General features: G+C 51.0%; 22 protein-coding genes and 2 pseudogenes. 12 read left to right on the top strand and 12 right to left on the bottom strand.

Annotated elements, in window-relative coordinates; all coding sequences use genetic code 11:
• The first annotated feature begins 282 nt into the window (after positions 1-282).
• Genes M4I31_RS11440 through M4I31_RS11430 form a run of 3 tightly spaced genes read left to right on the top strand, consistent with a single transcriptional unit; the run spans position 283 to position 6,732 of the window.
• Positions 283-1,590: an SrfA family protein gene (locus tag M4I31_RS11440; RefSeq protein WP_085048175.1), complete on the top strand. Its 1,308-nt coding sequence runs from the start codon at positions 283-285 to the stop codon at positions 1,588-1,590.
• A gap of 4 nt (positions 1,591-1,594) precedes the next feature.
• The gene (locus M4I31_RS11435) at positions 1,595-4,576 is read left to right on the top strand and encodes a virulence factor SrfB (RefSeq protein WP_038643177.1); all 2,982 of its coding nucleotides are present in this window, start codon (positions 1,595-1,597) and stop codon (positions 4,574-4,576) included.
• Positions 4,573-6,732 carry a virulence factor SrfC family protein gene (locus tag M4I31_RS11430; protein ID WP_085048174.1) on the top strand — a complete coding sequence of 720 codons (2,160 nt, stop codon included), beginning with the start codon at positions 4,573-4,575 and terminating at the stop codon, positions 6,730-6,732. The genes M4I31_RS11435 and M4I31_RS11430 overlap by 4 nt, the downstream gene beginning before the upstream one ends.
• A 10-nt stretch (positions 6,733-6,742) precedes the next feature.
• Here the strand turns inward: M4I31_RS11430 and M4I31_RS11425 are convergent, their stop codons facing one another.
• Positions 6,743-6,916, bottom strand: coding sequence for a GhoT/OrtT family toxin (locus M4I31_RS11425; protein ID WP_069324931.1), 174 nt, complete (start codon positions 6,914-6,916; stop codon positions 6,743-6,745).
• Between the two features lie 192 nt (positions 6,917-7,108).
• Between M4I31_RS11425 and yncL the strand changes: the two genes are divergently transcribed.
• A complete protein-coding gene (gene yncL / locus M4I31_RS11420) occupies positions 7,109-7,204 on the top strand; it encodes a stress response membrane protein YncL (RefSeq protein WP_071524268.1) in 96 nt (31 codons plus the stop codon).
• Between the two features lie 119 nt (positions 7,205-7,323).
• Here the strand turns inward: yncL and M4I31_RS11415 are convergent.
• Positions 7,324-8,102: pseudogene (locus tag M4I31_RS11415) on the bottom strand (helix-turn-helix domain-containing protein).
• A gap of 101 nt (positions 8,103-8,203) precedes the next feature.
• Between M4I31_RS11415 and M4I31_RS11410 the strand changes: the two are divergent.
• Positions 8,204-9,328 (top strand): multidrug effflux MFS transporter, encoded by a 1,125-nt coding sequence (locus M4I31_RS11410; RefSeq protein ID WP_085048172.1) that lies wholly within the window; start codon positions 8,204-8,206, stop codon positions 9,326-9,328.
• A 389-nt stretch (positions 9,329-9,717) separates the two neighbouring features.
• Here M4I31_RS11410 and M4I31_RS11405 read toward each other — a convergent pair.
• Positions 9,718-10,677, bottom strand: a pseudogene (locus M4I31_RS11405) (IS630 family transposase).
• Between the two features lie 123 nt (positions 10,678-10,800).
• On the opposite strand from M4I31_RS11405, the gene M4I31_RS11400 reads away from it, so the two are divergent.
• From M4I31_RS11400 to M4I31_RS11390, 3 genes are read left to right on the top strand one after another with little or no spacing between them, the layout of a single operon-like run.
• A complete protein-coding gene (locus M4I31_RS11400; RefSeq protein WP_085048171.1) occupies positions 10,801-11,163 on the top strand; it encodes a GtrA family protein in 363 nt (120 codons plus the stop codon).
• On the top strand, positions 11,160-12,095 hold the full coding sequence (locus M4I31_RS11395) for a glycosyltransferase family 2 protein (RefSeq protein WP_085048170.1): 936 nt from the start codon (positions 11,160-11,162) through the stop codon (positions 12,093-12,095). Before M4I31_RS11400 ends, M4I31_RS11395 begins: the two co-directional genes overlap by 4 nt.
• A complete protein-coding gene (locus tag M4I31_RS11390; RefSeq protein ID WP_085048169.1) occupies positions 12,092-13,579 on the top strand; it encodes a hypothetical protein in 1,488 nt (495 codons plus the stop codon). The genes M4I31_RS11395 and M4I31_RS11390 overlap by 4 nt, the downstream gene beginning before the upstream one ends.
• Positions 13,580-13,737: 158 nt before the next feature.
• On the opposite strand, the gene patD is transcribed toward M4I31_RS11390, so the two are convergent.
• From patD to M4I31_RS11350, 8 genes are all read right to left on the bottom strand, one after another.
• Positions 13,738-15,162 carry an aminobutyraldehyde dehydrogenase gene (gene patD, locus M4I31_RS11385; RefSeq protein ID WP_085048168.1) on the bottom strand — a complete coding sequence of 475 codons (1,425 nt, stop codon included), beginning with the start codon at positions 15,160-15,162 and terminating at the stop codon, positions 13,738-13,740.
• A gap of 21 nt (positions 15,163-15,183) precedes the next feature.
• The gene (locus M4I31_RS11380) at positions 15,184-15,990 is read right to left on the bottom strand and encodes an ABC transporter permease (protein ID WP_003020204.1); all 807 of its coding nucleotides are present in this window, start codon (positions 15,988-15,990) and stop codon (positions 15,184-15,186) included.
• Positions 15,980-16,924 (bottom strand): ABC transporter permease, encoded by a 945-nt coding sequence (locus tag M4I31_RS11375; protein WP_069324933.1) that lies wholly within the window; start codon positions 16,922-16,924, stop codon positions 15,980-15,982. Before M4I31_RS11375 ends, M4I31_RS11380 begins: the two co-directional genes overlap by 11 nt.
• Positions 16,925-17,941 carry an ABC transporter ATP-binding protein gene (locus M4I31_RS11370; RefSeq protein WP_085048167.1) on the bottom strand — a complete coding sequence of 339 codons (1,017 nt, stop codon included), beginning with the start codon at positions 17,939-17,941 and terminating at the stop codon, positions 16,925-16,927. It lies immediately after the preceding gene.
• Positions 17,942-17,957: 16 nt separating this feature from the next.
• Positions 17,958-19,103: a putative ABC transporter substrate-binding protein YdcS gene (gene ydcS, locus M4I31_RS11365; RefSeq protein ID WP_069324934.1), complete on the bottom strand. Its 1,146-nt coding sequence runs from the start codon at positions 19,101-19,103 to the stop codon at positions 17,958-17,960.
• 329 nt (positions 19,104-19,432) lie between these two features.
• Positions 19,433-20,842 carry a PLP-dependent aminotransferase family protein gene (locus tag M4I31_RS11360; RefSeq protein ID WP_038640734.1) on the bottom strand — a complete coding sequence of 470 codons (1,410 nt, stop codon included), beginning with the start codon at positions 20,840-20,842 and terminating at the stop codon, positions 19,433-19,435.
• A gap of 92 nt (positions 20,843-20,934) precedes the next feature.
• Positions 20,935-21,351 (bottom strand): type II toxin-antitoxin system HicB family antitoxin, encoded by a 417-nt coding sequence (locus tag M4I31_RS11355; RefSeq protein WP_139815562.1) that lies wholly within the window; start codon positions 21,349-21,351, stop codon positions 20,935-20,937.
• Between the two features lie 46 nt (positions 21,352-21,397).
• Positions 21,398-21,574, bottom strand: coding sequence for a type II toxin-antitoxin system HicA family toxin (locus M4I31_RS11350; protein WP_085048165.1), 177 nt, complete (start codon positions 21,572-21,574; stop codon positions 21,398-21,400).
• Positions 21,575-21,837: 263 nt separating this feature from the next.
• On the opposite strand from M4I31_RS11350, the gene M4I31_RS11345 reads away from it, so the two are divergent.
• The 4 genes from M4I31_RS11345 to M4I31_RS11330 all read left to right on the top strand — a co-directional run bounded on the left by M4I31_RS11345 (position 21,838) and on the right by M4I31_RS11330 (position 24,796).
• Entirely contained in the window at positions 21,838-23,241 is a 1,404-nt protein-coding gene (locus tag M4I31_RS11345) for a cytochrome ubiquinol oxidase subunit I (RefSeq protein ID WP_085048164.1), read from the top strand.
• Positions 23,241-24,251, top strand: a complete 1,011-nt coding sequence (gene cydB, locus M4I31_RS11340; RefSeq protein ID WP_085048163.1) for a cytochrome d ubiquinol oxidase subunit II — start codon at positions 23,241-23,243, stop codon at positions 24,249-24,251. Before M4I31_RS11345 ends, cydB begins: the two co-directional genes overlap by 1 nt.
• Positions 24,251-24,376, top strand: coding sequence for a DUF2474 domain-containing protein (locus tag M4I31_RS11335; RefSeq protein WP_064507023.1), 126 nt, complete (start codon positions 24,251-24,253; stop codon positions 24,374-24,376). The genes cydB and M4I31_RS11335 overlap by 1 nt, the downstream gene beginning before the upstream one ends.
• Before the next feature lie 189 nt (positions 24,377-24,565).
• Positions 24,566-24,796, top strand: a complete 231-nt coding sequence (locus tag M4I31_RS11330) for a DUF2554 family protein (RefSeq protein ID WP_038640744.1) — start codon at positions 24,566-24,568, stop codon at positions 24,794-24,796.
• On the opposite strand, the gene M4I31_RS11325 is transcribed toward M4I31_RS11330, so the two are convergent.
• Complete coding sequence (locus M4I31_RS11325) at positions 24,793-26,754, bottom strand: U32 family peptidase (RefSeq protein WP_085048162.1); 1,962 nt, start codon at positions 26,752-26,754, stop codon at positions 24,793-24,795. The genes M4I31_RS11330 and M4I31_RS11325 overlap by 4 nt on opposite strands.
• Positions 26,755-26,793 lie beyond the last annotated feature (39 nt).

The raw sequence follows: 26,793 nt of genomic DNA, 5'->3' as shown, positions 1-26,793 counted from the left end.
GGTTATAAGCCTTCTTATTTTATTATTAACCGGAATATCAGAGCATAGCTGACAAAAACTGACCAATAACAAATCACTATCAGGTTATTCTAATCCGGTGGTTTTCGCTGAATTATTCATCACCACAAGCGAATTAATTTCCCTTAAGTCTTTTTCAAAACGTCAAGATTTTTCCCGGCACTCTATGCCATGAAAATTCGCCCCTTTTTGCCTCTCTTCCGTCGTTTGCTCGTTTTTATAAACCGTAAAGTAGATGTGTGAAGAAGTCTAAGGGGTAACAACGTGGCAAAAACTCTCTTACGCAGCGGCAATTTGGATGACTATCAGGCCGTAGGTGGCGGTGGTCAGGCCGTGTTTGATTCAGCACTGCAAATTCGTGAAACGCTTCGCTTGCGTAAACAGCAGGCGATGGTGGATTGTCTGGCGATCCCACAAATTAACGACAACGGCGATCGGGTTGACTGGTATTCTCCGGTTGAAGGAAAAGTCGTTGCGTGGAAAGCCGCTGATGAAGAGGCACGTTTTCGTGCGCTGCGCTATCTGGGGAGCACGCTGGAAAATGCGGCGGCCCTGAGCCGTAAAAGTCTGCAATCGGGGAAAACCGCCCTCCAACTGTTTGGTTCATTGCTCGAAAAAGCCATCCAGTTTCCTGGCGAGAATCACGTGTTTCTGGTTGATGGTAAACCCGTTATTACGTTCTGGGGCTTCGTCAATCTGAATGAAAATCCCCGCGACGATGTGCTCGATTGCTTGCGCCTTGCCGATATACCACCGGTTGTCACTGTGACAGAGCCTGACCCGGAAGAAGAGACTTCACCTGAAATCACCTTCACTGAGGCCGATGCCCCTTTACTGACGCCGGTCATTGAACCGCCAAAACCGGTTGAACCCGAACCACAACCGCTGGCCATGATCAACGAACCGGAAGTCACACCGCCACCAGTACAGGTGAAGCCCGCACGTCGCCTGCCGCTGTGGAGTCTACCCGTTGCCGCCGTAATTATCGCAGCCATTGTCGGACCGCTGCTGTGGAAACAGCAAGCCGTTATCCCTACCCCCTCAGTTGCCCCCATTGCAGTGGCTAAAGCAGACATGACGCCGTTGCCGGAACTGACCTCTGCACTACCTTTGCATCGGGCTGAAGTCATTCCGGTAGCGAAAAAAGAGAAACCTGACGCAGGACCGGTAGTGATTGCCGCTATTCCCAAAGATGCGCTGGTCATGGATGCCAGCCAGATGAAGGCAGGAACGACGCGTTTCCTCAACGGTAACTGGCGCGTCATGGTCGACGTGAAAGATCCGGTCAGCGGCAAAGCGCCGTCGCTGCGTTATCAGATCCAGACGAATAAAGGCACTGCACGCGTTGTTCATGGCGACAATATTGTTTGTCGTGCCGAGATTTTCTCTGGTTTGCATCAGACTGGCGAATTAATGATTAAGAGTCGCGGCAATGCCCGTTGCACGGACGGATCACGTTATCCGATGCCTGAAATTACCTGCAAAGCGGGAACCAATGACGTCGCCACCTGCACCGCACGATATGACGATCACGCGGAAATCCCTCTGACGATCAAAAAGATAGGTGCCTGATTTTATGTTGGTGAATCTGTGTGACTACAAACAAAGCGTGACGCTCATCGCCAATAGCGGTGTGCAATTTCTGGATTTTGGCCTGACGCCGCAGGAATCTGCGCATCATGGCCGCTTTGTGCGCAAAACGGCCAACGGTCCCCTGCTACGGCTGGACTTCGATCTGACAACGGGACGCTATACCTTGCCGGGCAGCACCGGCGGTCAGCCCGAAGTGGTGAAGCCGGAAAGCACCCAGACGCTGCATTATTCTCTGGACGTGCTCGACGGCATCTGGCTACCGCTGCCGTTCCTGCGCTTTAATCCGCCGCGTACGTTTGTTGAAGGCCCGGATAACTGGGCGCGTGTACAGGTGCGAAAACTGGCGCAACCAGACAGCGCGGGCAACACTCACCGCGTTACCCTGGCGCTGGACAGCCAGCTCACTGAAAATGCCCCGGCAGCGTTAACCCCCAACGAAAATGACCTGCTTAACGGTACGCGATTTGCACTGGCCTGGCATGATAACGAAATTGCCGATTTCCTCGACCAGACCTGGATTGACGGCTGGCTGCGCGAATCCTTTATGCATCATGTCACGCAGCATGAGAATCGCTCAGAACATGAGATCCAGCAGGCGCTGCGTAATTTTGAATATCAGGCGCACTGGTTAAATTTGTTAACCCTGTTAGGCGAACAGCTTTCTATTCCGGAAGTCAAGCTGGTCACACATACGCTCAGCACACCGGCGATTCCCGTCGATCTGATCCTGGACATTGGTAATACCCATACCTGCGGCGTCCTGATTGAGGATCACGGCGATGCCAATGATGGACTGCGCCAGACCGCTGAATTACAGGTGCGGTCATTAAGCGAGCCGCAGTTTCTTAACGATCCGCTATTCACCAGCCGACTGGAGTTTTCCGAAGCGCGGTTCGGTAAACAGCACTTTTCCGTTGAGAGCGGTCGTGATGACGCCTTTATCTGGCCGTCGATTGTTCGCGTGGGCGATGAAGCCCGAAAGCTGGCGATGCAACGTATGGGTACGGAAGGCAGCAGCGGGATCTCCAGCCCGCGCCGTTATCTGTGGGATGAAACGCCGGTGCTGCATGACTGGCGCTTTAGCCAGATGAATGGCAAAACCCAGCGCGAACCGCTGGCTACCGCCTTCCCGCTGATGAATCTCATGAATGATGACGGACAACCGCTGTTCAGCCTGCCGCAGGATGACCGTCTGCCGGTGTTCTCACCGCAATACAGCCGCAGCACGTTGATGACGCATATGCTGTGTGAGATCCTGGCTCAGGCGCTGGGTCAAATTAACAGCGTGGCGACGCGTTTGCGCCTTGGTTTCCCGGCCTCTCCTCGCCAGTTGCGCACATTGATCCTGACCCTACCCTCAGCGATGCCAAAACAGGAGCGCGAGATTTTTCGCCTGCGTATGTTTGAAGCCATTGCACTGGTCTGGAAAGCGATGGGCTGGCACCCGCAGGATGAAGACTTCACCACCCGTAAGCAGCAGGAAAAGAGCGTGGTTCCCGTCCCTGAGATCCAGATGGAGTGGGATGAAGCCAGCTGCGGTCAGTTGGTGTGGCTGTATAATGAGGCGATTTCCCACTACGATGGTCACACGGAATCGTTTTTTAATGCCCTTGCCCGTCCGGACCGTCTGCCTGAACCTGGTGAGATAAAAGGCCGTGCGCTGCGCGTGGCATCCATCGATATTGGCGGTGGGACCACGGATATGGCCGTCGTCCATTACCAACTTGATGACGGCGTTGGCGCGAACGTCAAGATCACCCCGCATTTGCTGTTTCGCGAAGGCTTTAAGGTCGCAGGCGATGACATGCTGCTGGACGTGATTCAGCGTTGCGTACTACCTGCCCTGCAAACCCGCTTGCAGCAGGCTGGCGTGACCGACGCCGCCGCATTACTGGCTACGCTGTTTGGCGATTCCGGGCGCATCGATACTCAGGCGATCCTGCGTCAGCAAACGGCATTACAACTCTTTATGCCGCTCGGTCATGCGGTACTCTCCGCCTGGGAACAAAGCGATATTAACGATCCGGTAGCCGGACTGCATGCCACCTTTGGCGAGCTGCTCAGCCAGCAACCCACGCGTAACGTGATGAACTATATCCAACAGGCTATCGATCATGCGTTGCCGTCTGGTTCGCCAGCGTTTGATGTTTTGAGCGTGCCGTTACAGGTGCAGTTCAGGCAGTTACAAGAAGCGTTACTGGCGGGGCAATTTACCCTGACCTCGCCGCTGCACGCGGTTTGTGAGGCTATTTCACATTATCGTTGCGATATTTTATTAGTGACCGGCAGACCCGCTTGTTTACCGGGCGTACAGGCGTTGATCCGCCATCTTCAACCCGTTCCGGTTAATCGTATGATCTGGATGGATAACTATCGGGTGCACGAGTGGTATCCGTTCAGTCAGCAAGGGCGGATTGGCAACCCCAAATCCACCGCAGCAGTCGGTGCAATGCTATGCAGCCTGGCGCTGGATCTGCGTTTACCGCGCTTCAATTTTAAAGCTGCCGATATCGGCGCTTACTCGACCGTACGTTATCTTGGCGTGCTGGATAATACGGTCAACACGCTACGCGATGAGAACATCTGGTATCACGATATCGATCTGGATAAACCCGGCGCGAAGCTGGATACCCGTTTGCACTTCCCGCTGCGCGGCAATGTAACGTTAGGCTTCCGCCAATTGGCAAACAGCCGCTGGCCTGCCACGCCGCTGTATACGCTGAGCATAAATTCTGCCGAACTGGCAAAAAGTATCGCCGGAGATGGCGTGTTAAATGTACGGCTGCAGTTACGCGGCGGCAGCAAAGAGAGCGGCCCGGAATGTTTCGTACTCAGCGATGCCTGGTTACAGGATGGCACCCCCGTTGCCGCCAATGCCTTAACGTTAAAATTGAATACCCTGGCGGATCGTCGCCATAGCGGTAGCCATTACTGGATTGATAGCGGGAGCGTGTACCTGAAATGAGTAAGATGTTAAACACCGCGCAGGCCGTCATCGAGTGGGTAACAGAGACCCGCCAGCGTTCCGTACGTCTTGATGATGAGGCGGATGCCCTGCTGACACAACTTACGTTAGCCGCGGTTAATGAATCTGCGCTGACAGCGACCTTTTCAGCACGAGGCTGTGTTGGGTTATATGGGCACTCACAATCAGCGAAAGCGCATCTGCTCGCGGCATTGTGCAGCAATGCCAATGGCAAAGTGAACATCGTGACACCGGATCGCAGTTTTGATTATTTTTCGCATATTAATCCGGGGCATGCACCGACCAATATGGCGATTCGCTTTACGCGTGAAGATAATCCGCTCAATAGCGAATGGCCGCTGCGCTTACGCTTACTCAGTGAAGCCGAACTGGTACAGCTGTTTATCACACAGTTCTGTGCGCTTCCGGACAACCGCCAGGTTGAGAAATCGATTATTGAGGCGCGCCTGGAAAAATGGCAAACCCTGCGTCAGCGTCATCCGGTGCAAGGCATCACGGCTCAGGATGTCGCGGCAATCGGTCGTTTCTGGCGCTCCTGCGTACCGGCTAATCAGCAGCAAATTGACGATGCGCTATGGCATCAGTTTGCTACGCTTCTCCCCGCTCTGGATCTGACGACCCGGGCAAACGCCTGGGCATTATTGTGGGGAGAACAACCAGAGCTAACGCAGCAGTGGCTGGCGCTGGCGCATACGCTGCAACAAACCGGGAACGCGCAAGAACTGGCGGCTCCGCTGAGCCTGTTGGTTGACCATTTTGGTTTACCTGCTGAGAGTTTTCTCACTCAGGTGGCATTGCACGGGAGTGAGGCGCAAAGTGATGTGGTTGTTCATCCAATTGAAAACCATCAGTTGCTCAATGCGGTCAGTCTCTCACAGGCATCACTAGCGCTGTTGACGCGCGAGCTGATCCTGACGGTGGAAGATGCTGTGCTGGAGAATGTCGACCTGCTCGATATCCCTCTCGCCCCGGATGCTCATCCCCATCCGCTGTGGCAGGCAAAATTAGGCTGGATGCTGGAGCATTATCGCCAGCAACTGCAACCGGATGTGCTCTTAATCTGCAATGCGGTATCTACCCGCGCCCAGACGCCAGCCATTACCCGCAAGCTGCTGGGCTGGGTCAACGATACGCAACCCGTACATGACGCCGCATTACCGGGCGTAGTCTGGGCCATCACCCCACAGGATGCGCGTTTTAGCACCCAGCAAAACCTGGATGAGTCCGTACAGCAATTAATGGGCAAACCGGGACTGCACTGGGGTACGCTGCAGGCGCTGGATAACCACAGCTTACAACGCCTTGTCGAATGGCTGACTCAGGCGACTTCACCACAACAGCGTCAGGCCAGGCTGACCTCTCTGCGCGAACAACACCAACAGCGCATCCGCGAAACGCTGATGAGTTGGATTAACACCCGCGCTGATGAGTCAGGTAGCAGCGAGTCGGTGATCCGCCAGTTACAATCCCAGGCGGCAAAACATGGCGAGCTACTGGAGGGGTTACTGCCGCCAATGCGCCTCTTTGAGTCGCTGCTGCGTGTTCATCAGCCGCGCGAGGAACAGGTGAACGGGCTATTTAATGAAGAGATCGACCTGTTTGCTGAAGTGCGTGACATACCGCACTCGCCGGAAAGCAAAGAAACTGGTTATCTGGCACACAAAATGTGGGTTAATCACGTACGTCAGTGGTGTCGCGATGAAAATAATGCGCGCCGTTTAGGTCTCGATCCTCGTACGCTAAGGCAGGTGGCTGACATTCTTGTGACCACCAGTTATCGCCTGGAGATGCCGCAACGCTTACAGCGCATGATGCAGCGCGAAAACGTCTGTGCAGCGCAGCTACATGCCGATATTGGGGATTTTATTACCTGGCTTGGATTTACCAACGTTGCTGAGGAACAGCGCCCTGCCAGCAGGATCCAAAAAGGCGCGGCTATTTTTAGCGCGCCAAAGCAACAACCGATGTCGCGCCTGGCCAAACTGGAAGAACAGCCCTCGCACGGCGCAAGCCGCTATGTTTACGACTGGCTGGTTGCTTTGTATACCCGCGCGAATGAGAACGTGGGATATCAGCACCCACAGGATGTTAATGAAGTCGACAAAAAACGTTTAGATGACCTGCTTTCCTGCTGAAACGGCCTCATCAGAAAAGTGAAAACATCAGCGCGACGGGAAAGCTCATTGGCCAGGTCGCCCCGACTAATACCGCGCTGAGAAAACGAATCCGCTTTTTCTCGCGTGACAGAAACCAGGTGATGATTGCCGTGATAGCGGCCATCACCGCATAAAAGACCAACATTTTTTGGTACAGAGACATGTAAGGCATCCTGGCCGGAAGGTGAAATCGCGCGCAATATGCTCTTTTTCATGACTCACATCAAGTTTTATTAATTATTTTAAGAGAAACGGCGGTAAAACAACCCGTTTTCATTATGTTCAGAATTCGTACTATTGCGGATAGTTATAACCCGTACTATACCCATAGGGGTTAAAACGAAAGGTGGCACAAATGAATGTTTCCAGTAAAACTGTGGTGCTGATAAATATATTTGCTGCTGTAGGACTTTTCAGTCTGATTTCCGCAAGGTTCGGCTGGTTTGCTTGATGTGACTCTTCTGAATTAATTGCAGCGTCCACTGGCAGAGAGGGTTTTCTCTCTGCCATTAGCCAACGATCTTCCCACTCTGCCTTCATCCGGTAAATCATCCTTAGGATGTAATATCCCTAATCCTTCTGCGGCATTATTTGCCTGTAAAGCGGGCTGGCGTGGTGCCGGTATGCTGACGGAAAAATGCAATAAAAGCACTGTCACTGACAAATTCCAGATGTTGCGCCACCTGACTACCAGGACTCCCGTCAGCCAGCATTTCCATGGCTTTTAACAGTCTAAATTGCTGCCGCCAGTGCTGATAATTCATCCCGGTATCTCTGATGAAGATCCGACTGATGGTCTTCTCACACGCCCCAACCCGTTGTGACAACTGATTCAGTCGCGGTGGCAACGCCCCCATGCGCAATTGCTCAAGCCATACGTCCAGCCGTGGATCTGAGGGAAATTGTAATGTCCAGTTTTCACTACGCGCGGCCCGCAATTCCTCACAAAAAACGGTGATGAGGCTGGCCTGTTGCACCGCAGGCATATCCCATGACCAAAAGGCCATGCGTTCTATGACTTCGAAAAAAAGTGGATTAACCTCGACGATATGCATTGGCAGATCGGATAACGGCAGCGAGGTTGAAAAGTACAAAGAACGATAAGCCATTACGCCACGCATGATGGCGCGATGAACCGTACCGGCCGGGATCCAGACCGCACGCCGTGGCGGCAGCAGGCACAGGGCCTGCTCCAGTTCAATCGTGATGCTCCCCGCCGCCGAAAAAAGGAGTTGATGACGAAGGTGGCTATGGCGTCCGGAATCGTGTACGCCCATATCGGCGGCAATCCCAATTACCGGGTTATCAAAGCTATCCGCATCGAAAATTTCATCGGGGGCAATTTTCATTATCTGTCCGATATTTGATATATAAAGTCCTGATAATAGTAATAAGACATACCCCTTTCAGCAATAATTCCCGCCTGTTTTCGGTCTCTTCGGATATTGCTATGAATATTCTTCGTCGTCCGCCGCTTTGGCTGCTCACTCTGCTGATAATGTTTCCGCAACTGGTGGAAACCATTTACAGCCCGGCATTGCCAGGTATCGCTACCGCTTTTCACATAAGCAGTGAACGTGCAGCTCAAACACTCTCCGTTTACTTTGTGGCCTTCGCCGTCGGTGTGGCGATGTGGGGCTGGCTGAGCGACAGTATCGGACGACGGCGGGCGATGCTGGCAGGACTAATCTGCTACGGCACAGGTTGTGCATTGGCCATTGTTGCCAATAATTTCAACGTGTTGCTGCTGGCGCGGATGGTGTCAGCCATCGGAGCGGCTGCCGGGTCAGTCGTGGTACAAACCATATTGAGGGACTGTTATGAATCAACCACGCTATCCCGCGTCTTTTCTGTGATGGGCGCCGCGCTGGCCCTGAGTCCGGTTTTCGGCCTGCTAAGCGGAGGTTGGCTGGTGTGCCTGTATGGTCATATCGGTGTATTCGTTGCTCTTGTTTTGCTGGCGATATTACTGCTCATACTGACAGCAACCCGTTTGCCGGAAACAAGGCCGGAGAATACGATCCGCCCGCGGATGGCTGTGCTCCTTCTCCGCATGGCACGGGACGATGAGCTGTGGAAAAATGCTATGCTGATCGCCCTGTTAAATACCATGCTGTTTAGCTATTACAGTCTGGCGCCATTTCTTTTCAGACAGTTGGGATGGAGTTCCAGAGCCTTTGGCTGGACGGGAGTGTTACTTGCGCTTGCTTCGCTGTCGGGAAGCCTGTTGAATCGGCGTCTGTTAACGACAGGTCTGACGCCGCAACAGCTGGTACGTCATGCCTGTGTGCTGGCCATGTTCTCAGGTCTGGCGGCGTGGTGGCTACAGCATACTGCATGGATCCTGATACCGGTGTTTGGGGTGGTACTGGCCTATGGTATCGCCATTCCCAATGTATTGAGCCAGGCACTGCGTCGCTATCGTGAACAAGCCGGGGCCGCTGGTGCTTTGTTCGGGTTAAGCTATTACCTGTTGCTGGGAATGATGCTGGGATTGGCTGGCATGGTGCAACAACTGGGGCTGGTGCTGAGCGTCTGTGCGCTACTTGCCTGGCTTTGCAGCTACCGCCGCTGATAACTGGACGGTATACCTGAAAGCACAAAGCCCCGGCGTTAAGCTGGGGCTTTGTCGTATCAATTAGCCTGACCTCGCGGATATTTCCAACTTACCGCCGTCCGATGGCGACGAGGCCAGTGGCGCGAATAGTATAGAGACCCGTTTGCTAATTTTTAGCTATCCGTGCCTCTTTTACGTTTCGTGTCTGGGAGGCTTAAGAGCAAGCACTGACACAGTGCTTGATTGTTACAGTCAAAGATCCAAGGCATCTTACCAAATTTTTTATTCTGCAAGTGTTCACTATCGGTCAACTCACATGTCAAGCTCACGCGGACTGCGAAAATCAATGCGCAAAACCCCCTACTCTCATATGCAACGATATATAGACAGTATATACCCAATAAACCTCAAGATGCGGGTTTGAGTACCTGAAAGCGATCGTTAATTCGGAATGTCAGTGAGTCCGCTATATCCGGCAGCGTCTGGTTAAATAAGACAGATATTGCGTCCCTGAGCTCTAGCGTACTGCTGAAGTAGCGATTATTCCGGGCATGTTCGTTCATTAACTTCCACATTCGCTCTATCGGATTCAGATTTGGGCTGGAAGGGGGAAGGTAATGCAGCCTGATATTTACCACCTTTGCCCAGTCTTTCACTAACTGTGAGCGGTGGTAACCTGCCACATCCAGGATGACATGGATTTTCTGGTTATAATCAGGATGCACCTTACGTATCTCATTGAAAAAATGATACATTATATTCATTAATGGTTTTATATTCACAGATTAACGGAGAAGCCAGCGCTTTCAGATTCAGCGCCCCCATGATATTCAATCATGTACGGCTACCCGTTGTTTCCACCGCTTTTTTCTGGCCTTTACGTATCCAGCCATAGCTGATTTTAGTGGCCTGCGTCGGATGGACTGCATCAATATAAAGAACCGGTTTATCACCCGCAGTTGTTTTAATTTCGTCATAATATTCAATGAATTGCCTTTTTCCTCTTCATTGAATTTATGGGGGATGTCTGGCGGTCTTTTGTAGGTGAAGCCGTTACGATGCAGTTACTTGTTCATTCCAGGATAACTGGCTGATTAACAAAGCGGTTTGTTCAGCACTGCGCTTACTGTCTGAGCCACCATCTTGGGGCTTCAGCTTGCCTTTGTTCAGGAACTCGCTGATATGGTGGCCAACAGTTGTCAGATGCAGACGCAAAGCCTGGGCAATCATGGCCGAACTCCAGCCTTCAGAAGCCAGAAGAATAGCTTTAATGCGATCACAAACCCGCTTGTCACGACTGGAGTCATGGAGGCGTACAAGTTCCGCTTTTGTTGGTTGGTGATGAAGATTCTCATGGTGGGCAGCATGATCTCCAGTGGCTGAAAAATCCAGCATCTTCAATGATCACCGGTATAAATAGTTATTGAGGGTCGATCTAACTATCGGTAAATGCTAAACTCCTGACCTTTCAGAATTTACCGATTTCTATAATGTTAAAGTTATTTAGTCGATATGTTTCAGTTGGTGTAATCAATACGGCACTACATTGGCTCGTTTTTGGTGTGCTGCTTCACTTTTTCGGGGCAAGCCAGGCCGTCTCTAACGTAGTTGCATTCTGTGTTGCGGTTACGTTCAGTTTCTTCGTCAACGCAAAATGGACCTTTAAATCTCATGCAACATCAGGACGCTATATTGCGTTCGTATTATTTATGGGATTTATGGCAGCACTGACAGGCCATATAGCCGATGCTCTTGGCGCACCAGCTGTTGTGACCCTTGTTGCATTCTCTGCCTTCAGTCTGATTGCTGGTTTTATATACTCAAAATTCATTGTCTTTAGGGATGCGAAATGAAGATTTCACTGGTCGTTCCGGTCTTTAATGAAGAAGACGCAATCCCGATTTTTTATAAAGCGGTACGGGAAGTTGACTCGCTAAAGCAGTATGATGTCGAAATCGTCTTTATTAACGACGGCAGTAAAGATGCTACAGAGTCCATAATTTATGCGCTTTCTGTGGCCGATCCACTTGTCATTCCATTATCGTTCACTCGTAACTTCGGGAAAGAGTCCGCTCTGTTTGCTGGTCTTGACTATTCCACCGGCGATGCTGTCATTCCTATAGATGTTGACCTTCAGGACCCGATTGACGTTATTCCAGAGTTGATTGAAAAATGGCAGGCTGGCGCAGATATGGTCCTTGCAAAGCGATCCGACCGTTCATCAGACAGCAGGCTTAAGCGAAAATCAGCTGAGTGGTTCTATAAATTACACAATAAAATTAGCAATCCGCAAATTGAAGAGAATGTTGGCGATTTTCGACTAATGTCTCGTGAAGTCGTCGATAACATTAAGTTAATGCCGGAGCGTAATCTGTTCATGAAGGGAGTTCTAAGCTGGGTAGGCGGTAAAACAGATGTCGTTGAGTATGCCCGCGCTTCTCGCATCGCTGGAAGTTCAAAATTTAACGGCTGGAAGCTTTGGAACCTGGCTCTGGAAGGTATAACCAGCTTTTCGACATTCCCTTTACGTGTGTGGACCTATATCGGTCTTTTCGTAGCAGGAATCGCGTTTCTATATGGAGCATGGATGATTATAGATACGCTCGCTTTCGGAAATTCTGTACGTGGCTACCCATCCCTCCTTGTCTCAATACTTTTCCTTGGTGGGGTGCAATTAATCGGAATTGGAGTGCTTGGCGAATATATAGGTCGTATTTATATTGAAACTAAGCACAGGCCAAAATATATAATAAAAAAAACTAACTATAAAGGTACTTGGAAATGATTACTGAAAAAAATAGCAGAAAATTAACACCCATTTTGCTATTGCTTCTTACAGCAATGTCACTTTTTTTCTTTCTGCATTTACACCCTACGGTCATTATATCTGGTGATGACTGGGGTAATCTAACTGTCTCCAGAGGACTTTATCCTCAATGGGGTATAGCAAATCCGATAAAGGTAATGCCTGAGGTTGGGTATCCTTTGTTCGCCACGTTATCAACAACGTTGATTATGCCACTTGGTTTTGGGTTTCTTGAATCGTTTTCCATCATTACAGCAATTTTCATTTCTTTATTGCTAACATTCTTTTGTCATCAGTTACTTTTGCTACTTAAAATCGGGTTGAAAGCTAATTTTTATCGAGCTTTTATCTTAACTATCCTTGCATATTCTCTGATTTTTTTCTTGTTCAATGAGGCGGGAAATCATAAGAGTTTATATATGCTATGGGAAGTTAATATAACATGTTTTTATCATTACATAGCACCCGCTCTTATTAACTCAATATTAGCAATCTACATTATAAGAAAAAAAGACATGCTTTCAATTGTCGATTTTAAAAAAAATGGTTTTGCATTTTGTTTAATAATATTTTTAATTTCATATATCGCTATCTTCTCAAGTTTATTTGCTAACGTTATTATAGCGGTCACATGTGGGGTCTTATTGTTATTCGCTTTCATCGAAAACAGTTTTTCTATAAAAAAAACAATCCAAAAATGTCCACTGCATATATTAATAATTTTAATATGGCTTATCGCTGTCGTATTTGAAGCAAATGGTGGAAGGGCAAGCAGTCTTGGGACTGGTTCTCTTGACATTGAAGGTTCTGTAAAGATTTTTAATGATCTTTTATCACAAGTGCAACCAATTTTCATTTACAGCGGATCTTTTTTGATTTTGGCTGGGCTGGCAATATCTACATATATATGCATAAATAGCACCAATAAAAATAATGCAAAAACATTCTTTATATGTTTTCTATCTGGCATACTTACTTTGGTTGCATTAATTCTTCTGTGCTCAAGGGCTGGTAGTTATTATGCCGCAAGACCAGTAGTAATGTGGGGGATATTTCTTTTTTGCTTGGTTTGCGTGCTAATTTCTATTGATTTTCTATCAAGAAAAACAAGTAAAGGAACTAACTTATTTCTCACTATTGTAGTTTGCTTGATGGTATATTTTAATGTTACTAAGGATTCAACCCTTCAAGAGTCCATCAATCTTAACTTAAATTACAAAGAAGGGATTACAGTAAGTCAATACATTATAGACAAAGTTGTTGAAGCAGAAAAAAACAATCAAAAAAATCTTATTTTGGCTGTTCCCAAAGGAGATGACAATGATAACTGGCCATTCCCATTGTATGAAGGCCCGTTTATTAGCAAGGCTTTGAAAAAACATGACTTAATAAAAAATGATATTTACATTGAGGTTAAGCCAGACCCTTCACTTAATAAAAAAATGTCAGTACCATTAAATTAATATCATTTGGGGTGATATCCACCCCTTTGACGAATAACTTAAGAACTAGTTCAATTATAATAAATGATGGACATAATGATTAAATAGTACCCTACAGTCTCCTAACAAAAAAAGTTGCCACGATATATTCACATCTATCGCGGCAACTTAACAGAGTGTTAGTGCTTGATCATGACATGGCGAACAATCGTGTAATCCTCGAGCCCGTACACCGACATATCTTTGCCATAACCAGACTGTTTTTGCCCACCGTGCGGCATCTCGCTGACCAGCGTGAAGTGGGTATTGACCCAGGTGCAACCATATTGCAGACGAGCACTGAACCGATGCGCGCGGCCGACGTCCCGGGTCCAGACAGAAGATGCCAGTCCGTATTTCGAATCATTCGCCCACGCCAGTACCTGGTCTTCATCATCAAATACGGTCACGCTGACCACCGGACCAAAAACTTCCCGCTGCACGATGGCATCTTCTTGCTTTGCCCCGGCCAGCAGCGTTGGGGCAAAGTAGTAGCCTGCGCCGTCCACTTTTTTACCCCCGGTGATAACCTTGATATGCCCCAGGGCTTTGGCCTCATCGACCGCTTTGGCCACGCGATCAAGATGTGCCTGCGAACTTACCGGTCCCAGCTCCGTCGATTCGTCGTTCGGCGCGCCAATTTTCAGGCTGGCAACCGCCGCGCCAAGTTTCTCAACCAACGCGTCATAAATGCCTTTCTGGGCATAGATTCGACAAGCGGCGGTACAGTCTTGTCCGGCGTTGTAATAACCAAAGGTTCGCACGCCGCTCACTACCGCATCCAGATCCGCATCATCAAAAATGATGACCGGGGCTTTGCCGCCCAGTTCCATATGTGTGCGCTTAATTGAAGACGCGGTATGCTGGATAATGTGTTCGCCGGTGGCAATAGAGCCGGTCAATGAAACCATGCGGACCTTTTCATGTCCGGTCAGCGGATCGCCCACGGTTTTTCCACGGCCAAACAGCACGTTGACAACGCCTGCCGGATAAATATCTTTGGCAAACTCGGCCAGTTTAAGCGCCGTCAATGGGGTAATTTCCGACGGTTTAATCACCACGCAGTTCCCCGCCGCCAGCGCCGGAGCCAGTTTCCACGCCGCCATCATCAGCGGATAGTTCCACGGGGCAATAGAGGCGACCACGCCCAGCGGATCCCGGCGAATCATTGACGTATGCCCTTCCAGATACTCTCCGGCGGCCTGTCCTTGCAGGGTGCGGGCCGCCCCGGCAAAGAAGCGGAAAACATCGACGATGGCCGGAATTTCATCGTTGAGCACACAATGCAGCGGCTTACCGCAGTTGAGCGATTCCAGCTCAGCGAAGGTTTGCGCGTTATCCGCGATAGCATCCGCCAGTTTCAGCAGTAACTCGGAACGTACTTTCGGTGTGGTTTGTCCCCAACTGGCAAAGGCACTGTCGGCCGCACGGACCGCGGCATCAACCTGCGTGGCTGAGGCCTCGGCAATCTCCAGAATGCATTCACCAGTTGCAGGGTTATAGACTGGCTGCTTTTCACCTTCACCGTTGACCAGCTCGCCATTAATCAGTAATTGATGTTGCATAGCAATTTCCCATATCGTCGTTTATTTACCGTTTCCGGCGAGAGTGTCGCCTTCACGCGTTAGCCACCAGGCCCCTAAAATTGGCAGTGTAGTCACCAGCATTACCAGCAATGCCACAACGTTGGTGACAGGCACATCCCGTGGACGACCCAGTTGATTGAGCAGCCACAAAGGAAGTGTTCTTTCATGTCCGGCGGTGAACGTTGTCACGATGATTTCATCAAATGACAAGGCAAACGCCAGCATTCCGCCCGCCAGCAGTGCTGATGCCAGGTTCGGCAGCACCACGTAACGAAAGGTTTGCCAGCCGTTGGCGCCAAGATCCATAGACGCTTCAACCAGACTCCATGAGGTACGGCGAAAACGCGCCACAACGTTGTTAAACACCACCACCACGCAAAACGTCGCATGCCCCACCACGATCGTGAGAAAACCCGGTTCCAGGTTGATGGTTTTAAACGCCGTCAACAGCGCCAGACCGGTGATGATCCCCGGTAACGCGATTGGCAACAGCAGCAACAGCGATATTGCACTCTTGCCAAAAAAGTCCCTGCGCCACAGCGCGGCAGCGGCCAGCGTCCCCAGAACGAGAGCAATAGCCGTCGACAACGCAGCGATTTTAAGTGACAACGTCACAGACTCCAGAATATCGCTACGCTGCGCCGCAACACTAAACCACTTCAGCGTCAACCCCTGCGGTGGAAAACTAAAAGCAGCCTCCTCAGTATTAAAAGCATAGGTGGCGATGATGAGGATGGGAAAGTGCAGGAAAATAACCCCGCCCCATGCCGCCAGTTTGAGTAACCAGGGTGCGCGTTCAGAGTGCATCGAAAGCTCCCAGACGCTTCACGAACGCCAGATACAGTGCGATTAACACAATCGGCACCAGAGTAAATGCCGCCGCCATCGGCATATTGCCGATCGCCCCTTGTTGCGAATACACCATGTTGCCGATGAAATACCCCGGCGGTCCCACCAGTTGCGGCACGATAAAATCGCCCAACGTCAGAGAGAAAGTAAAGATAGATCCCGCCGCGATACCGGGTATTGCCAGCGGAAGAACCACATAGCGGAAGGTTTGACGCGGGCGCGCGCCCAAATCAGCGGAAGCCTGTAACAGTGACGGCGGAAGCCTCTCCAAAGCGGCCTGTACCGGGAGGATCATAAACGGCAACCAGATGTAAACGAACACCAGAAAGCGCCCTAACCCTGAGGTCGACAACGTATTGCCGCCGACAGCAGGTAGCGTCAGGAACGAAAGCAGCAGCGGCTCCAGCCCAAGATGGGTTAAAAACCACTGCGCCACACCGTCTTTCGCCAACAGTAACGTCCACGCGTAGGCTTTAACAATGTAACTGGCCCACATCGGCAGCATCACCGCAATGTAAAAAAAGGCTTTCATTTTGCCGCTGGTATAGCGCGCCATATACCACGCCATCGGAAACGCCAGAATCGCGCTGGCAATGGTGACCGCTATCGCCATCGTCAGGGTACGCAAAATGATGTCGTAGTTGGCGGGATTAAACAGCGCCTGCAGATTCGCCAGCGTCAGGTCCGGCGTGACCGACATGGTGAAATCGTCGAAGGTATAAAAACCTTGCCACAACAGCGTCAGCAGTGAGCCAAAGTAGACGATGCCAAACCACATCAGCGGCCCGAGAAGCAGTAAAAACAGCCCCAGCCCCGGATTACGCCAGAAAAAACCGGAAATCTTGTTCAGATTTGTCGGTTGCGATGGCGAATGTAAGACGTTCATAGCCATTCACCTCTCCTCAACCAACGGCACCATCACGTCGCGTGACCACGATGCCATCACCTGCTGACCCGGCGACAGCGTTGACGGCAGCATTTCTCCCGTCAGGTTCGCCTGGCTCACCAGTAATTTTTCACCGCCAGCCAGTTTCAGTTCAAACCGTGTCGCCGCGCCCTGGTACTGCACCGCCTGGATGACTCCCGGAGCCTGGACGTCTCCCCCGGCATCATTCAACCGAATGTGTTCCGGACGCAGGGAAAACATTCCCTGTAGCCCGCAAACGTTCGCTGACATCGTGGCATCAAAGACATTGGACGTCCCGACGAAGCTCGCCACAAACGGTGTCCGTGGACGCATGTACAGTTCACGCGGAGAATCCACCTGTTCGATACGACCGTTATTAAACACCGCCACACGGTCAGACATCGACAGCGCTTCGCCCTGATCGTGAGTGACAAAAATGAAGGTGATACCGAGAGATTGCTGTAACTTCTTCAGCTCTAATTGCATCTGTTCGCGCAACTTAAGATCCAACGCCCCGAGCGGCTCATCCAACAGCAGAACGCGCGGTTCATTGACCAGCGCCCTGGCAATCGCCACGCGCTGACGTTGTCCGCCGGAAAGCTGTGACGGTTTGCGCTCATGAACAAAACCGAGTGCGACTTTATCAAGCGCCTCACGGGCTTTGGCGTGACTCTGTTTTTTATCAATCCCTTTGACCATCAGCCCGTAAGCGACGTTGTCGAGGATCGACATATGTGGGAATAGCGCGTAGTCCTGAAATACCGTATTGACGTCCCGCTCCCAGGGGGGCAATTCGCTGGCCTGTTTTCCAAAAATGGTGATTGCGCCGCCTGAAAGCTGCTCGAACCCGGCAATCAGACGCAGGCAGGTGGTCTTGCCGGAGCCGGATGGCCCCAGCATTGAGAAAAACTCCCCGTCGTTAATCGCAATACTCACGCCATCAACTGCACGAACATCCCCGTACAGACGCGAGACGTTATGAAACTCTACTGCGTACGTCATAAAACCCCCAGCGGAATTAACGACCGCCCATAATGGCGATGTAATCCTGCGTCCAGCGACTGTAAGGAACGAATTTGCCGCCTTCCGCAATTGGAGTTTTCCAGAAAGCGATTTTGTCAAAGTAGCTATAGCCGTTGGTTTCACAGCCCTTTTCACCCAACAGCGGGCTGGCTTTACATCCTTCAGGCACCACTGGCAGAGAACCAAACCAGGCCGCTACGTCGCCCTGTACTTTCGGGGTTAATGACCAGTTCATCCATTTGTAAGCGCACACCGGGTGTTTCGCTGCACTGTGCAGCATGGTGGTGTCAGCCCAGCCGGTAACCCCTTCTTTTGGGAATACCGTGGCAACAGGCTGACCTTCGGCTTTCAGGGCGTTAGCCTGATAAGGCCAGGCGCTGGATGCCACCACGCCTTCGTTTTTGAAGTCACTCATTTGCACAGTGGTATCGTGCCAATAGCGATGGATTAGCGCATGTTGATCGCTCAGGACTTTGATAACCGCCTGGTACTGTTGTTCGGTGAGTTGGTAGGGATCGGTGATGCCTAATTGCGGCTGGGTGGCTTTAACGAATAACGCGGCATCGGCAATATAGATCGGACCATCATAGGCCTGCACGCGTCCTTTATTGCTTTTTCCATCCTCGAGTTTTTGCTCAACAAACACCACGTTCCAGCTATCCGGCGGCGTTGGGAAGGTTTTGGTGTTATACATCAGCAAGTTTGGTCCCCACTGATACGGGGTGCCGTACACTTTTCCGCCAACGTTAAACCACTCGCCTTTCACCACGCGTGGATCGATAGTTTTCCAGTTTGGGATCAGCGCGGTGTTAATCGGCTGCACGCGTTTACCCATAATCAGACGCAGTGAAGCGTCGCCGGACGCGGTCACCAGGTCGTAGCCGCCTTTTGCCATCAGGCTGACCATCTCATCCGATGTGGCCGCCGTTTTAACATTGACCGCGCAGCCGGTATCTTTCTCAAACTGCGAGACCCAGTCATATTGTTTATCGGTTTGTCCGCGTTCGATATAACCCGGCCAGGCAATAATATCCAGGCGGCCTTCTGGTTTATCTAATGATGTCGGGGGTTCGGCTGCCTGTGCAGTCATCAGCGTCATACTGAGCGCACACAGGCTACTGAGGGCAAATTGCTTGCTCATAACATCTTACTCCTGTCTAAAAAATATTGAGCGGCAGCCTTGCCGTAAATATATGTCCTTTCCTAAAAATAGTCGGGGTGTGCTAAGCGTTCCTGCTGGCGCAAGGAAATTTAATCAGGTTGTGAGCTAACGCTCATTACGCTACTGATTCAGACTGGGTGTTTTAATCTTCTGGAGTATAGACAAGGAGTTAGCTGCAGAGGTGGCAATAGTTAGAACTATTGATTTTTTGTATGGTAGCACCCGATATAAATAACATCAGGGTTCGGTATTCTCTATTTCGAAAATAAGAACGCACTATTCTTTTATATTGAATAGCGCGTTACATTTTATTTCATCATGTCGCGAATTAATTTTCCAAGCTGTTTCACCGCCAGTTCCTCGCGTTCTCCCCAGTGCCATGCGGTATTAAAGCGAAAGAAACGTGTCCAGCTCCCCGAGGTTGAGAACATTTTTCCCGGCGCAATGCTGATGTGGTGCGCCAGCGCTTGCGTACTGAGCTCTCCCGCATCCAGCGGTTCCGGCAGTTCGAGCCACAGAAAATAGCCGCTGTCGTTGTGGTGAATTTTGACCTCCGCCGGAAGATGGCGCAGTAGCGTTTGCCAGGCCTGCTGTTTGCGTTCCGCAAGCTGACGGCGTAAACGACGCAAATGCGCGTCATAGCGTCGTGTTGACAGATAGTCGACGAGTGCAAGCTGCATGGGAGAACTGGTAGATAAGGTGCTCATTAGCTGGAGTCGTTGAATGCGCCGGGCATGTTTCCCTGCCGACACCCAGCCAATGCGAAATCCGGGCACCAGGCATTTTGAAAATGATGAACAATGCAGAACGCTATCGCTGCGATCCCAGGCTTTAGCGGGGAGCGGTTTTTCCCGGCCAAAGTAAAGTTCGCTATAAACATCATCTTCAATCAGCATCACATGATATTTTTCCAGTAATGCAACCAGATGCGCTTTTTTCTCTGCACTGAGCGTAAACCCCAGCGGATTTTGGCTATTGGTCATCAACCAGCACGCTTTTACCGGATACTCCTGCAACGCCTGCTCCAGCGCGGCCAGATCGATCCCCTCTTTGACATCAGTGGCAACAGACAGCGCCTTCAGACGTAATCGCTCCAGTGCCTGCAATGCGCCATAGAAACAGGGGTTTTCGACAATCACCCAGTCCCCCGGTTCGGTGACCGCCTGCAGACTCAGGTTGAGAGCTTCAAGCGCACCGGTGGTGATCACAATTTCGTCAGGTGAAATGGTCATTCCCTGTTGGGCATAGCGACGGGCAATGGCATGGCGCAATTCATGATTCCCCGGCGGCAGGTTTTCAATCACGCTCATAGCAGTGGCCGTTTTACTCACCTGCGCCAGCGAGCGGTTTAACTGCTGAAGGGGAAACAAACGCGGGTCAGGGAATGCGGAGGCAAATGGCATTACTGACGCATCCCGGCTGGCCTGCAGCATATCAAAAATGTAGGTGTTGATATCCACCGCTTCGTCGCGCATCACCTGCACCTGAGGTGCTGCAGAATGACGTTCAGGGCGCGCGGCAACATAATAACCCGACTGGGGCCGGGCAATAATCCGCCCCTGGCTTTCCAGCAACTGATATGCGTGGCCAACGGTCATAAAACTCATCCCGCTACTGACCACCTGCTCACGCAATGAAGGCAGACGATCGCCGGGTTGCCATACGCCAGACGCGATTTGATCGCGAATTTGCTCTGCCAGTCGCTGGTACTTTTTCATCTTTCGTCCTGATTACCGGTGTTGGTGACAACCACTATATATATCAGTTTACATAATCAAGACATTTTTTATAACTGTTATAGTTAACAGTTTTACAACATCGTTACCGACAGTTCTTTTCCTAAAGCGCGGGCAGCTATCTGCACAACATCAATTTTTGTCGCGTGCTTTAAATCGAATAAACGGGTGATTTCCTGCTTAGGCCTGCCGATCCTGTTTGCCAACTCCTGCTGGGTAATATTCGATTCAAGGAAGGCATTTAACAACAGAACCTTAGACGCAACGCTCAGTGGTATTTCCACATAGTCAGCGCCAGCGACAACCGCTGAAGGCAAAGGAATCGGTTCGTTATCGTCGAAATAGAATTCAAAAGCGGTGACCAATGCGGCCTGCGCAGCCTGCAAAGCATCATGGCGAGTTTCTCCCTGAGTCAATGCTTCAGGAATATCCGGAAAAGACACCATGAACCCACCTTCCACGGCGGGTATTAGATTAACGGGATAACGCATAATTTTCTCAAAATTTCTCATATAGTCAGCCTTATAGAGATGATGATTACTGTAAGCCAAGCTGCTTTTGGATCGCTTTTCGCAGGGCCTCTTTTATCTCATCACCAGGATGCCTGGGCATAACGCTACGCCTTCCCTGATACCTCAACTTCAGATGATTTGAGCCGTTTGTAACTTTAACTCCCTGAGATTCAAGCCAGCGTCTGAACTCACTTTGCTTCACTGCGCCTCCCTGTCGTCTATTATATACACAAAGTAAACATTTATGCTTACTTTTTGATTGTGTTGCTATTAATAACGCAAAATCACTAGCGTGGGGAGGACGCTATTTAATAACAGGAATCCAGCTTCCAGATTTCATATCAGCCAGGCCAACCTATAACAGAGCGACAACTGTTATGGTTAAAAAGAACTGTTCTGTTTCTGCCCTCCATTGCTTCCCAGGCTTAGAATTGCGCCAAATCAATTTTGCCTGCGGAGTTAAGCATGTTCGGTCTTGACGCGTTTCACCTGGCGAGGATCCAGTTCGCGTTTACGGTATCCTTCCACATTATCTTTCCGGCCATTACCATCGGCCTCGCCAGTTATCTGGCAGTGCTCGAAGGGCTGTGGCTAAAAACGAAAAATCCCACCTGGCGCTCGCTATATCATTTCTGGTCGAAAATATTCGCCGTCAACTTTGGTATGGGCGTGGTTTCCGGGCTGGTGATGGCCTATCAATTCGGCACCAACTGGAGTGGTTTTTCCGAGTTCGCCGGGAGCATCACCGGACCGCTGCTGACCTATGAAGTGTTAACCGCCTTTTTCCTCGAAGCGGGTTTCCTGGGCGTAATGCTGTTCGGCTGGAATCGCGTGGGGCCAGGCCTGCACTTCTTCGCGACCTGTATGGTTGCGTTAGGTACCATTATTTCTACCTTCTGGATCCTCGCCTCCAACAGCTGGATGCAGACGCCGCAAGGCTACGAAATCGTTAATGGTCAGGTTGTTCCCGTCGACTGGTTCGCCGTTATTTTCAATCCTTCATTCCCTTATCGTTTGCTGCATATGTCCGTTGCCGCCTTCCTCAGCAGCGCGTTATTTGTCGCCGCTTCTGCGGCGTGGCATTTGCTGCGCGGAAACAATACGCCGGCTATTCGCGCTATGTTTTCGATGGCGCTGTGGATGACATTAATCGTCGCCCCGCTCCAGGCATTGATTGGTGATATGCACGGTTTGAATACGCTGAAACACCAGCCGGCAAAAATTGCGGCGATTGAAGGACACTGGGAAAATCCGCCCGGTGAACCCACTCCGCTATTGCTGTTCGGCTGGCCGGATATGGAACAGGAGCGTACCCGCTATGGACTGGAAATCCCGGCGCTGGGCAGTCTGATCCTGACCCACAGTCTGGATAAACAAGTCCCGGCCCTGAAAGAGTTTCCTAAAGAAGACCGGCCCAATTCAACCATGGTGTTCTGGTCGTTTCGCATTATGGCAGGGCTAGGCATGCTGATGATCCTGCTGGGCGCGATCGCCCTGCGGCTACGTTACAAGCAGCGGCTATACACCTCACGTCCTTTCCTGCGTTTTGCATTATGGATGGGGCCCTCCGGTCTGATTGCCATTCTGGCTGGCTGGGTAACCACTGAAGTTGGCCGTCAACCGTGGGTGGTCTACGGTCTGCAACGTACCGCGGATGCAGTTTCCGCGCATGGCGATTTACATATGAGCATCAGCTTGCTGTCATTCTTTGTGGTGTACAGCTCCGTATTTGGCGTCGGTTACAGCTACATGATCCGCCTGATCCGTAAAGGGCCACAGGAACATGAACCGTCAACGCCGCCATCCGGCACGCCTGCACGACCGCTTTCTGCTGCAGTTCTCGATTCTCAACCGGAGGCTCACCGCTAATGGGTATCGATTTATCAGTTATCTGGTTTGTCATTATCGTGTTCGCCACGTTGATGTATATCGTGATGGACGGTTTCGATCTTGGTATCGGCATTTTATTTCCTGCTATTCAGGATGCGGATGACCGTGATGTGATGGTGAATAGCGTCGCCCCCGTGTGGGACGGCAATGAAACGTGGCTGGTACTGGGCGGAGCCGGACTATTCGGCGCTTTCCCCCTGGCCTATGCGGTGATTGTCGATGCGCTGACGATCCCGCTCACCCTGATGCTGCTCGGCCTGATTTTTCGCGGCGTCGCTTTTGAGTTTCGCTTCAATGCCACGCCGGCACATCGACCATTCTGGGATAAAGCTTTTCTCGGCGGTTCAATTCTGGCGACATTCACTCAGGGCATCGTGGTAGGTGCCGTGCTTAACGGATTTTCTGTCACCGGACGCAGCTACAGCGGCGGCCCTTTCGACTGGCTGACCCCGTTCACGCTGTTCTGCGGTGTTGGCCTGGTCGTGGCTTACGCCCTGCTGGGGGCCACATGGCTGGTGATGAAAAGCGAAAATCCGTTGCAGGATAAAATGCGCCGTGTGGCCAAAAAACTGCTGCTGGCGATGCTGGTTGTTATCGCCATTATCAGCCTATGGACGCCGCTGGCGCACAGTGCGATTGCCGAGCGCTGGTTTAGCCTGCCTAACCTGTGGTTCCTGATGCCGGTTCCGCTGCTGGTGGTGTTGATCAGCATGTGGTTGTGGCGCTCGCTGGACCAACAGCACAGCCATGCACTGCCCTTTGTTTTGACGCTGGGATTGATCTTCCTTGGGTTCAGCGGTCTGGGGATCAGCATATGGCCGCATATCATTCCGCCGTCCATTACGCTCTGGCAGGCGGCAGCGCCTGCGCAAAGTCAGGGCTTTATGTTGGTTGGCGCCCTACTGATTATACCGATAATTCTGGTGTATACCTGCTGGAGCTACTACGTTTTCCGCGGCAAAGTTCAACATGGTGAGGGGTATCATTGATGCAACAATCAATCTGGAAACGCCTGATGTGGCTGGTGATCCTTTGGGGTGGCAGCGTGCTGGCCCTGGCCGCCGTCGGTATGTTCTTTCGTTTACTGATGACGGCTGCTGGCTTTAAGTCCTGATTCCCTCCCTGAAAACAACCGGGCAGCGCAATGCTACCCGGTTGTAACAAATCCCAACGTTGACCAAACAAAAATGCAAAAAACATCTCATTGGCAAAACAGAGATTGCCATTTCTCCGATTAAAATATTGAATAGTCACCTGGCGAAATTATCGCCACTTTCGCTGCTAACGTACCAGAGGGTTCATGATGTTTAAGAAAGGGTTAACGGTGTTATTGCTGGCCAGCGCGCTTTTTTCGGGTCAACTTCTCGCAACCAATCAGGGACATGAGTATCTTCAGGTGCAGGATGCCGATCACGTATTACGGCACACCGCCGACAGCGATGAACTGCGCGTGACGGCGGAAGAATCCGCCGCCGATCTTCGCGAACATCATTACTGGCAAAAATCACGCAAACCCGATACTCACCAGGGTTAAGGTTTACGCTTTGGCAATGTTTTCATCAGTTCTTCGGGACTGACGGAAGCGACGATGCTGCCTGGCAACGGCATTTTCAGAATATGATGTTTCATCTTGCCGATTACATGCATTTCGCACGGTCGGCAATCAAATTTCAGCGTCAGAACTTCATCGCCGTTTACCAACTGCATCGGTGTTGCTTTCCAGCTCTTGATGTTTCCTTTCGCCTGTTTCGGACACAGGTTAAACGCAAAACGCAGACAATGTTTGGTGATCATCACCGGCACATCGCCCTTTTCTTCATGCGCTTCATAGGCCGCATCAATCAACTGAACGCCATAGCGGTGATAAAACTCACGCGCTTTATGGTTGTAGACGTTTGCCAGGAAGCTCAGATGCGTTTGTGGATATACCGGAGCCGGCTGTGACACTGGTTTGCGACTGCCGCGCTGATAGTTTTGCAAACGCACCGCATCCAGCATGTCGACAGCTTCACGTCGCAGTTGATTGAGTTGACCGTTTGGCACAAACAGCGCCCCCGGGAGATTAACCTGAATATCGCGGGCGTAATAAAGCGTTTGTCCAAGTTTGGCCAGACCATCCTGCAGGTTGCTTAACGCTTTTTCCGCATTGTTCGCTTCGTCAAAGTGGCCGTCCAGCGTATGCGTGATGCTCACCCCCTCTTCGCTGGTGAGCGTCAGGATCAACTGCTCCTGCCAGCCGCCCAGTTCAATATCAACCGCGATACGACGTTCGCTGGAGGTTTTGGTTAACGCCTGCTGCCAGTTATGATCGAGATTACGGTTCAGCGGATGATGCGCACGAACTTTGTGCAAATCGGCTGGCATTTCATTCGGCCACACCCGATATCGATTGTGCCCCGTTTTTTCAACGGTATTGGCACGGAAACCAACCACCTCACGCTTGATTAACACGTTCAGACCATCGCCGTTCGCCAGCGGCTCGGTGACCTCAACATCCAGATGATCTTTCGCGACCTTCAGGACTTCACCAACCGGCAGACCAATGAATTTTGGCGAGTCAAACGCGCCGATATCGCCCTTACGCGCATTGACAAAATAATCGGTGCTACCGCGATGGAAGGTTTTTTCCGTGGAGGGGGTAAAGAAATGTTCGGTGCGTCCGGCTGATGAACGGGCAAGGTCGCCGCGCTCTTCAATGATGGCGTCGAGCATCTGACGATAATGCGCGGTAATATTCTTCACATAGCTCATGTCTTTGTAGCGCCCTTCGATTTTGAAAGAGCGCACGCCTGCATCAATCAACGCGCCCAGGTTGGCGGTCTGATCGTTATCTTTCATCGACAGCAGGTGTTTTTCATAGGACACCACGCGCCCCTGATCGTCTTTCAGGGTATACGGCAGACGGCAAGCCTGGGAACAGTCGCCGCGGTTAGCGCTACGTCCGGTTTGCGCATGTGAAATATAACACTGACCTGAATAGGCAACGCACAACGCACCGTGAATGAAAAATTCAATGGTCGCGTCCGTGGCCTGGTGGATGGCGTTAATTTGCTCAAGGCTCAGTTCCCGCGCCAGGACAATCTGGGTAAATCCGACATCAGACAGAAACTTCGCCTTCTCGACGCTGCGAATATCACACTGCGTGCTGGCATGCAGCTCAATGGGGGGAATATCCAGCTCCAGAATCCCCATATCCTGCACAATCAGAGCATCAACACCGGTCTGGTACAGATCGGTAATTAATCGCTGTGCGGGCTCCAGTTCATCATCGTGCAAAATCGTATTCAGCGTCACAAAGATTTTCGCCCCGAAGCGATGAGCGAATGGCACCAGTTCGGCGATATCTTTCAGGCTGTTGCTGGCGTTATGACGCGCGCCAAATCCCGGTCCGCCAATGTAAACGGCGTCTGCGCCGTGCAGAATGGCTTCGCGCGCAATGGCGGTATCCCGAGCCGGGCTTAACAATTCAAGGTGATGAGGTTGCTGGCGCATACAGTTGTTACCATCCACAAGCGGTAAAAATGGCGGCTA

It is taken from the genome of Citrobacter sp. XT1-2-2, from assembly GCF_023516235.1.
Classification (GTDB): Bacteria; Pseudomonadota; Gammaproteobacteria; order Enterobacterales; family Enterobacteriaceae; genus Citrobacter; species Citrobacter werkmanii.
The sequence above is the reverse complement of the archived record's forward strand: the minus strand, read 5'-3'. Positions and strand labels throughout refer to the sequence as shown.

What these genes read in the sequence shown, in the direction of transcription:
- M4I31_RS11355 (WP_139815562.1), bottom strand. Translation starts at nt 21,351, where the DNA reads ATGCGTTATCCCGTTAATCTAATACCCGCCGTGGAAGGTGGGTTCATG.
- M4I31_RS11330 (WP_038640744.1), top strand. Translation starts at nt 24,566, where the DNA reads ATGTTTAAGAAAGGGTTAACGGTGTTATTGCTGGCCAGCGCGCTTTTT.
- M4I31_RS11370 (WP_085048167.1), bottom strand. Translation starts at nt 17,941, where the DNA reads ATGACGTACGCAGTAGAGTTTCATAACGTCTCGCGTCTGTACGGGGAT.
- M4I31_RS11380 (WP_003020204.1), bottom strand. Translation starts at nt 15,990, where the DNA reads ATGCACTCTGAACGCGCACCCTGGTTACTCAAACTGGCGGCATGGGGC.
- M4I31_RS11395 (WP_085048170.1), top strand. Translation starts at nt 11,160, where the DNA reads ATGAAGATTTCACTGGTCGTTCCGGTCTTTAATGAAGAAGACGCAATC.
- M4I31_RS11430 (WP_085048174.1), top strand. Translation starts at nt 4,573, where the DNA reads ATGAGTAAGATGTTAAACACCGCGCAGGCCGTCATCGAGTGGGTAACA.
- M4I31_RS11345 (WP_085048164.1), top strand. Translation starts at nt 21,838, where the DNA reads ATGTTCGGTCTTGACGCGTTTCACCTGGCGAGGATCCAGTTCGCGTTT.
- cydB (WP_085048163.1), top strand. Translation starts at nt 23,241, where the DNA reads ATGGGTATCGATTTATCAGTTATCTGGTTTGTCATTATCGTGTTCGCC.
- yncL (WP_071524268.1), top strand. Translation starts at nt 7,109, where the DNA reads ATGAATGTTTCCAGTAAAACTGTGGTGCTGATAAATATATTTGCTGCT.
- ydcS (WP_069324934.1), bottom strand. Translation starts at nt 19,103, where the DNA reads ATGAGCAAGCAATTTGCCCTCAGTAGCCTGTGTGCGCTCAGTATGACG.
- M4I31_RS11435 (WP_038643177.1), top strand. Translation starts at nt 1,595, where the DNA reads ATGTTGGTGAATCTGTGTGACTACAAACAAAGCGTGACGCTCATCGCC.
- M4I31_RS11360 (WP_038640734.1), bottom strand. Translation starts at nt 20,842, where the DNA reads ATGAAAAAGTACCAGCGACTGGCAGAGCAAATTCGCGATCAAATCGCG.
- M4I31_RS11335 (WP_064507023.1), top strand. Translation starts at nt 24,251, where the DNA reads ATGCAACAATCAATCTGGAAACGCCTGATGTGGCTGGTGATCCTTTGG.
- M4I31_RS11425 (WP_069324931.1), bottom strand. Translation starts at nt 6,916, where the DNA reads ATGTCTCTGTACCAAAAAATGTTGGTCTTTTATGCGGTGATGGCCGCT.
- M4I31_RS11375 (WP_069324933.1), bottom strand. Translation starts at nt 16,924, where the DNA reads ATGGCTATGAACGTCTTACATTCGCCATCGCAACCGACAAATCTGAAC.
- M4I31_RS11325 (WP_085048162.1), bottom strand. Translation starts at nt 26,754, where the DNA reads ATGCGCCAGCAACCTCATCACCTTGAATTGTTAAGCCCGGCTCGGGAT.
- patD (WP_085048168.1), bottom strand. Translation starts at nt 15,162, where the DNA reads ATGCAACATCAATTACTGATTAATGGCGAGCTGGTCAACGGTGAAGGT.
- M4I31_RS11400 (WP_085048171.1), top strand. Translation starts at nt 10,801, where the DNA reads ATGTTAAAGTTATTTAGTCGATATGTTTCAGTTGGTGTAATCAATACG.
- M4I31_RS11390 (WP_085048169.1), top strand. Translation starts at nt 12,092, where the DNA reads ATGATTACTGAAAAAAATAGCAGAAAATTAACACCCATTTTGCTATTG.
- M4I31_RS11410 (WP_085048172.1), top strand. Translation starts at nt 8,204, where the DNA reads ATGAATATTCTTCGTCGTCCGCCGCTTTGGCTGCTCACTCTGCTGATA.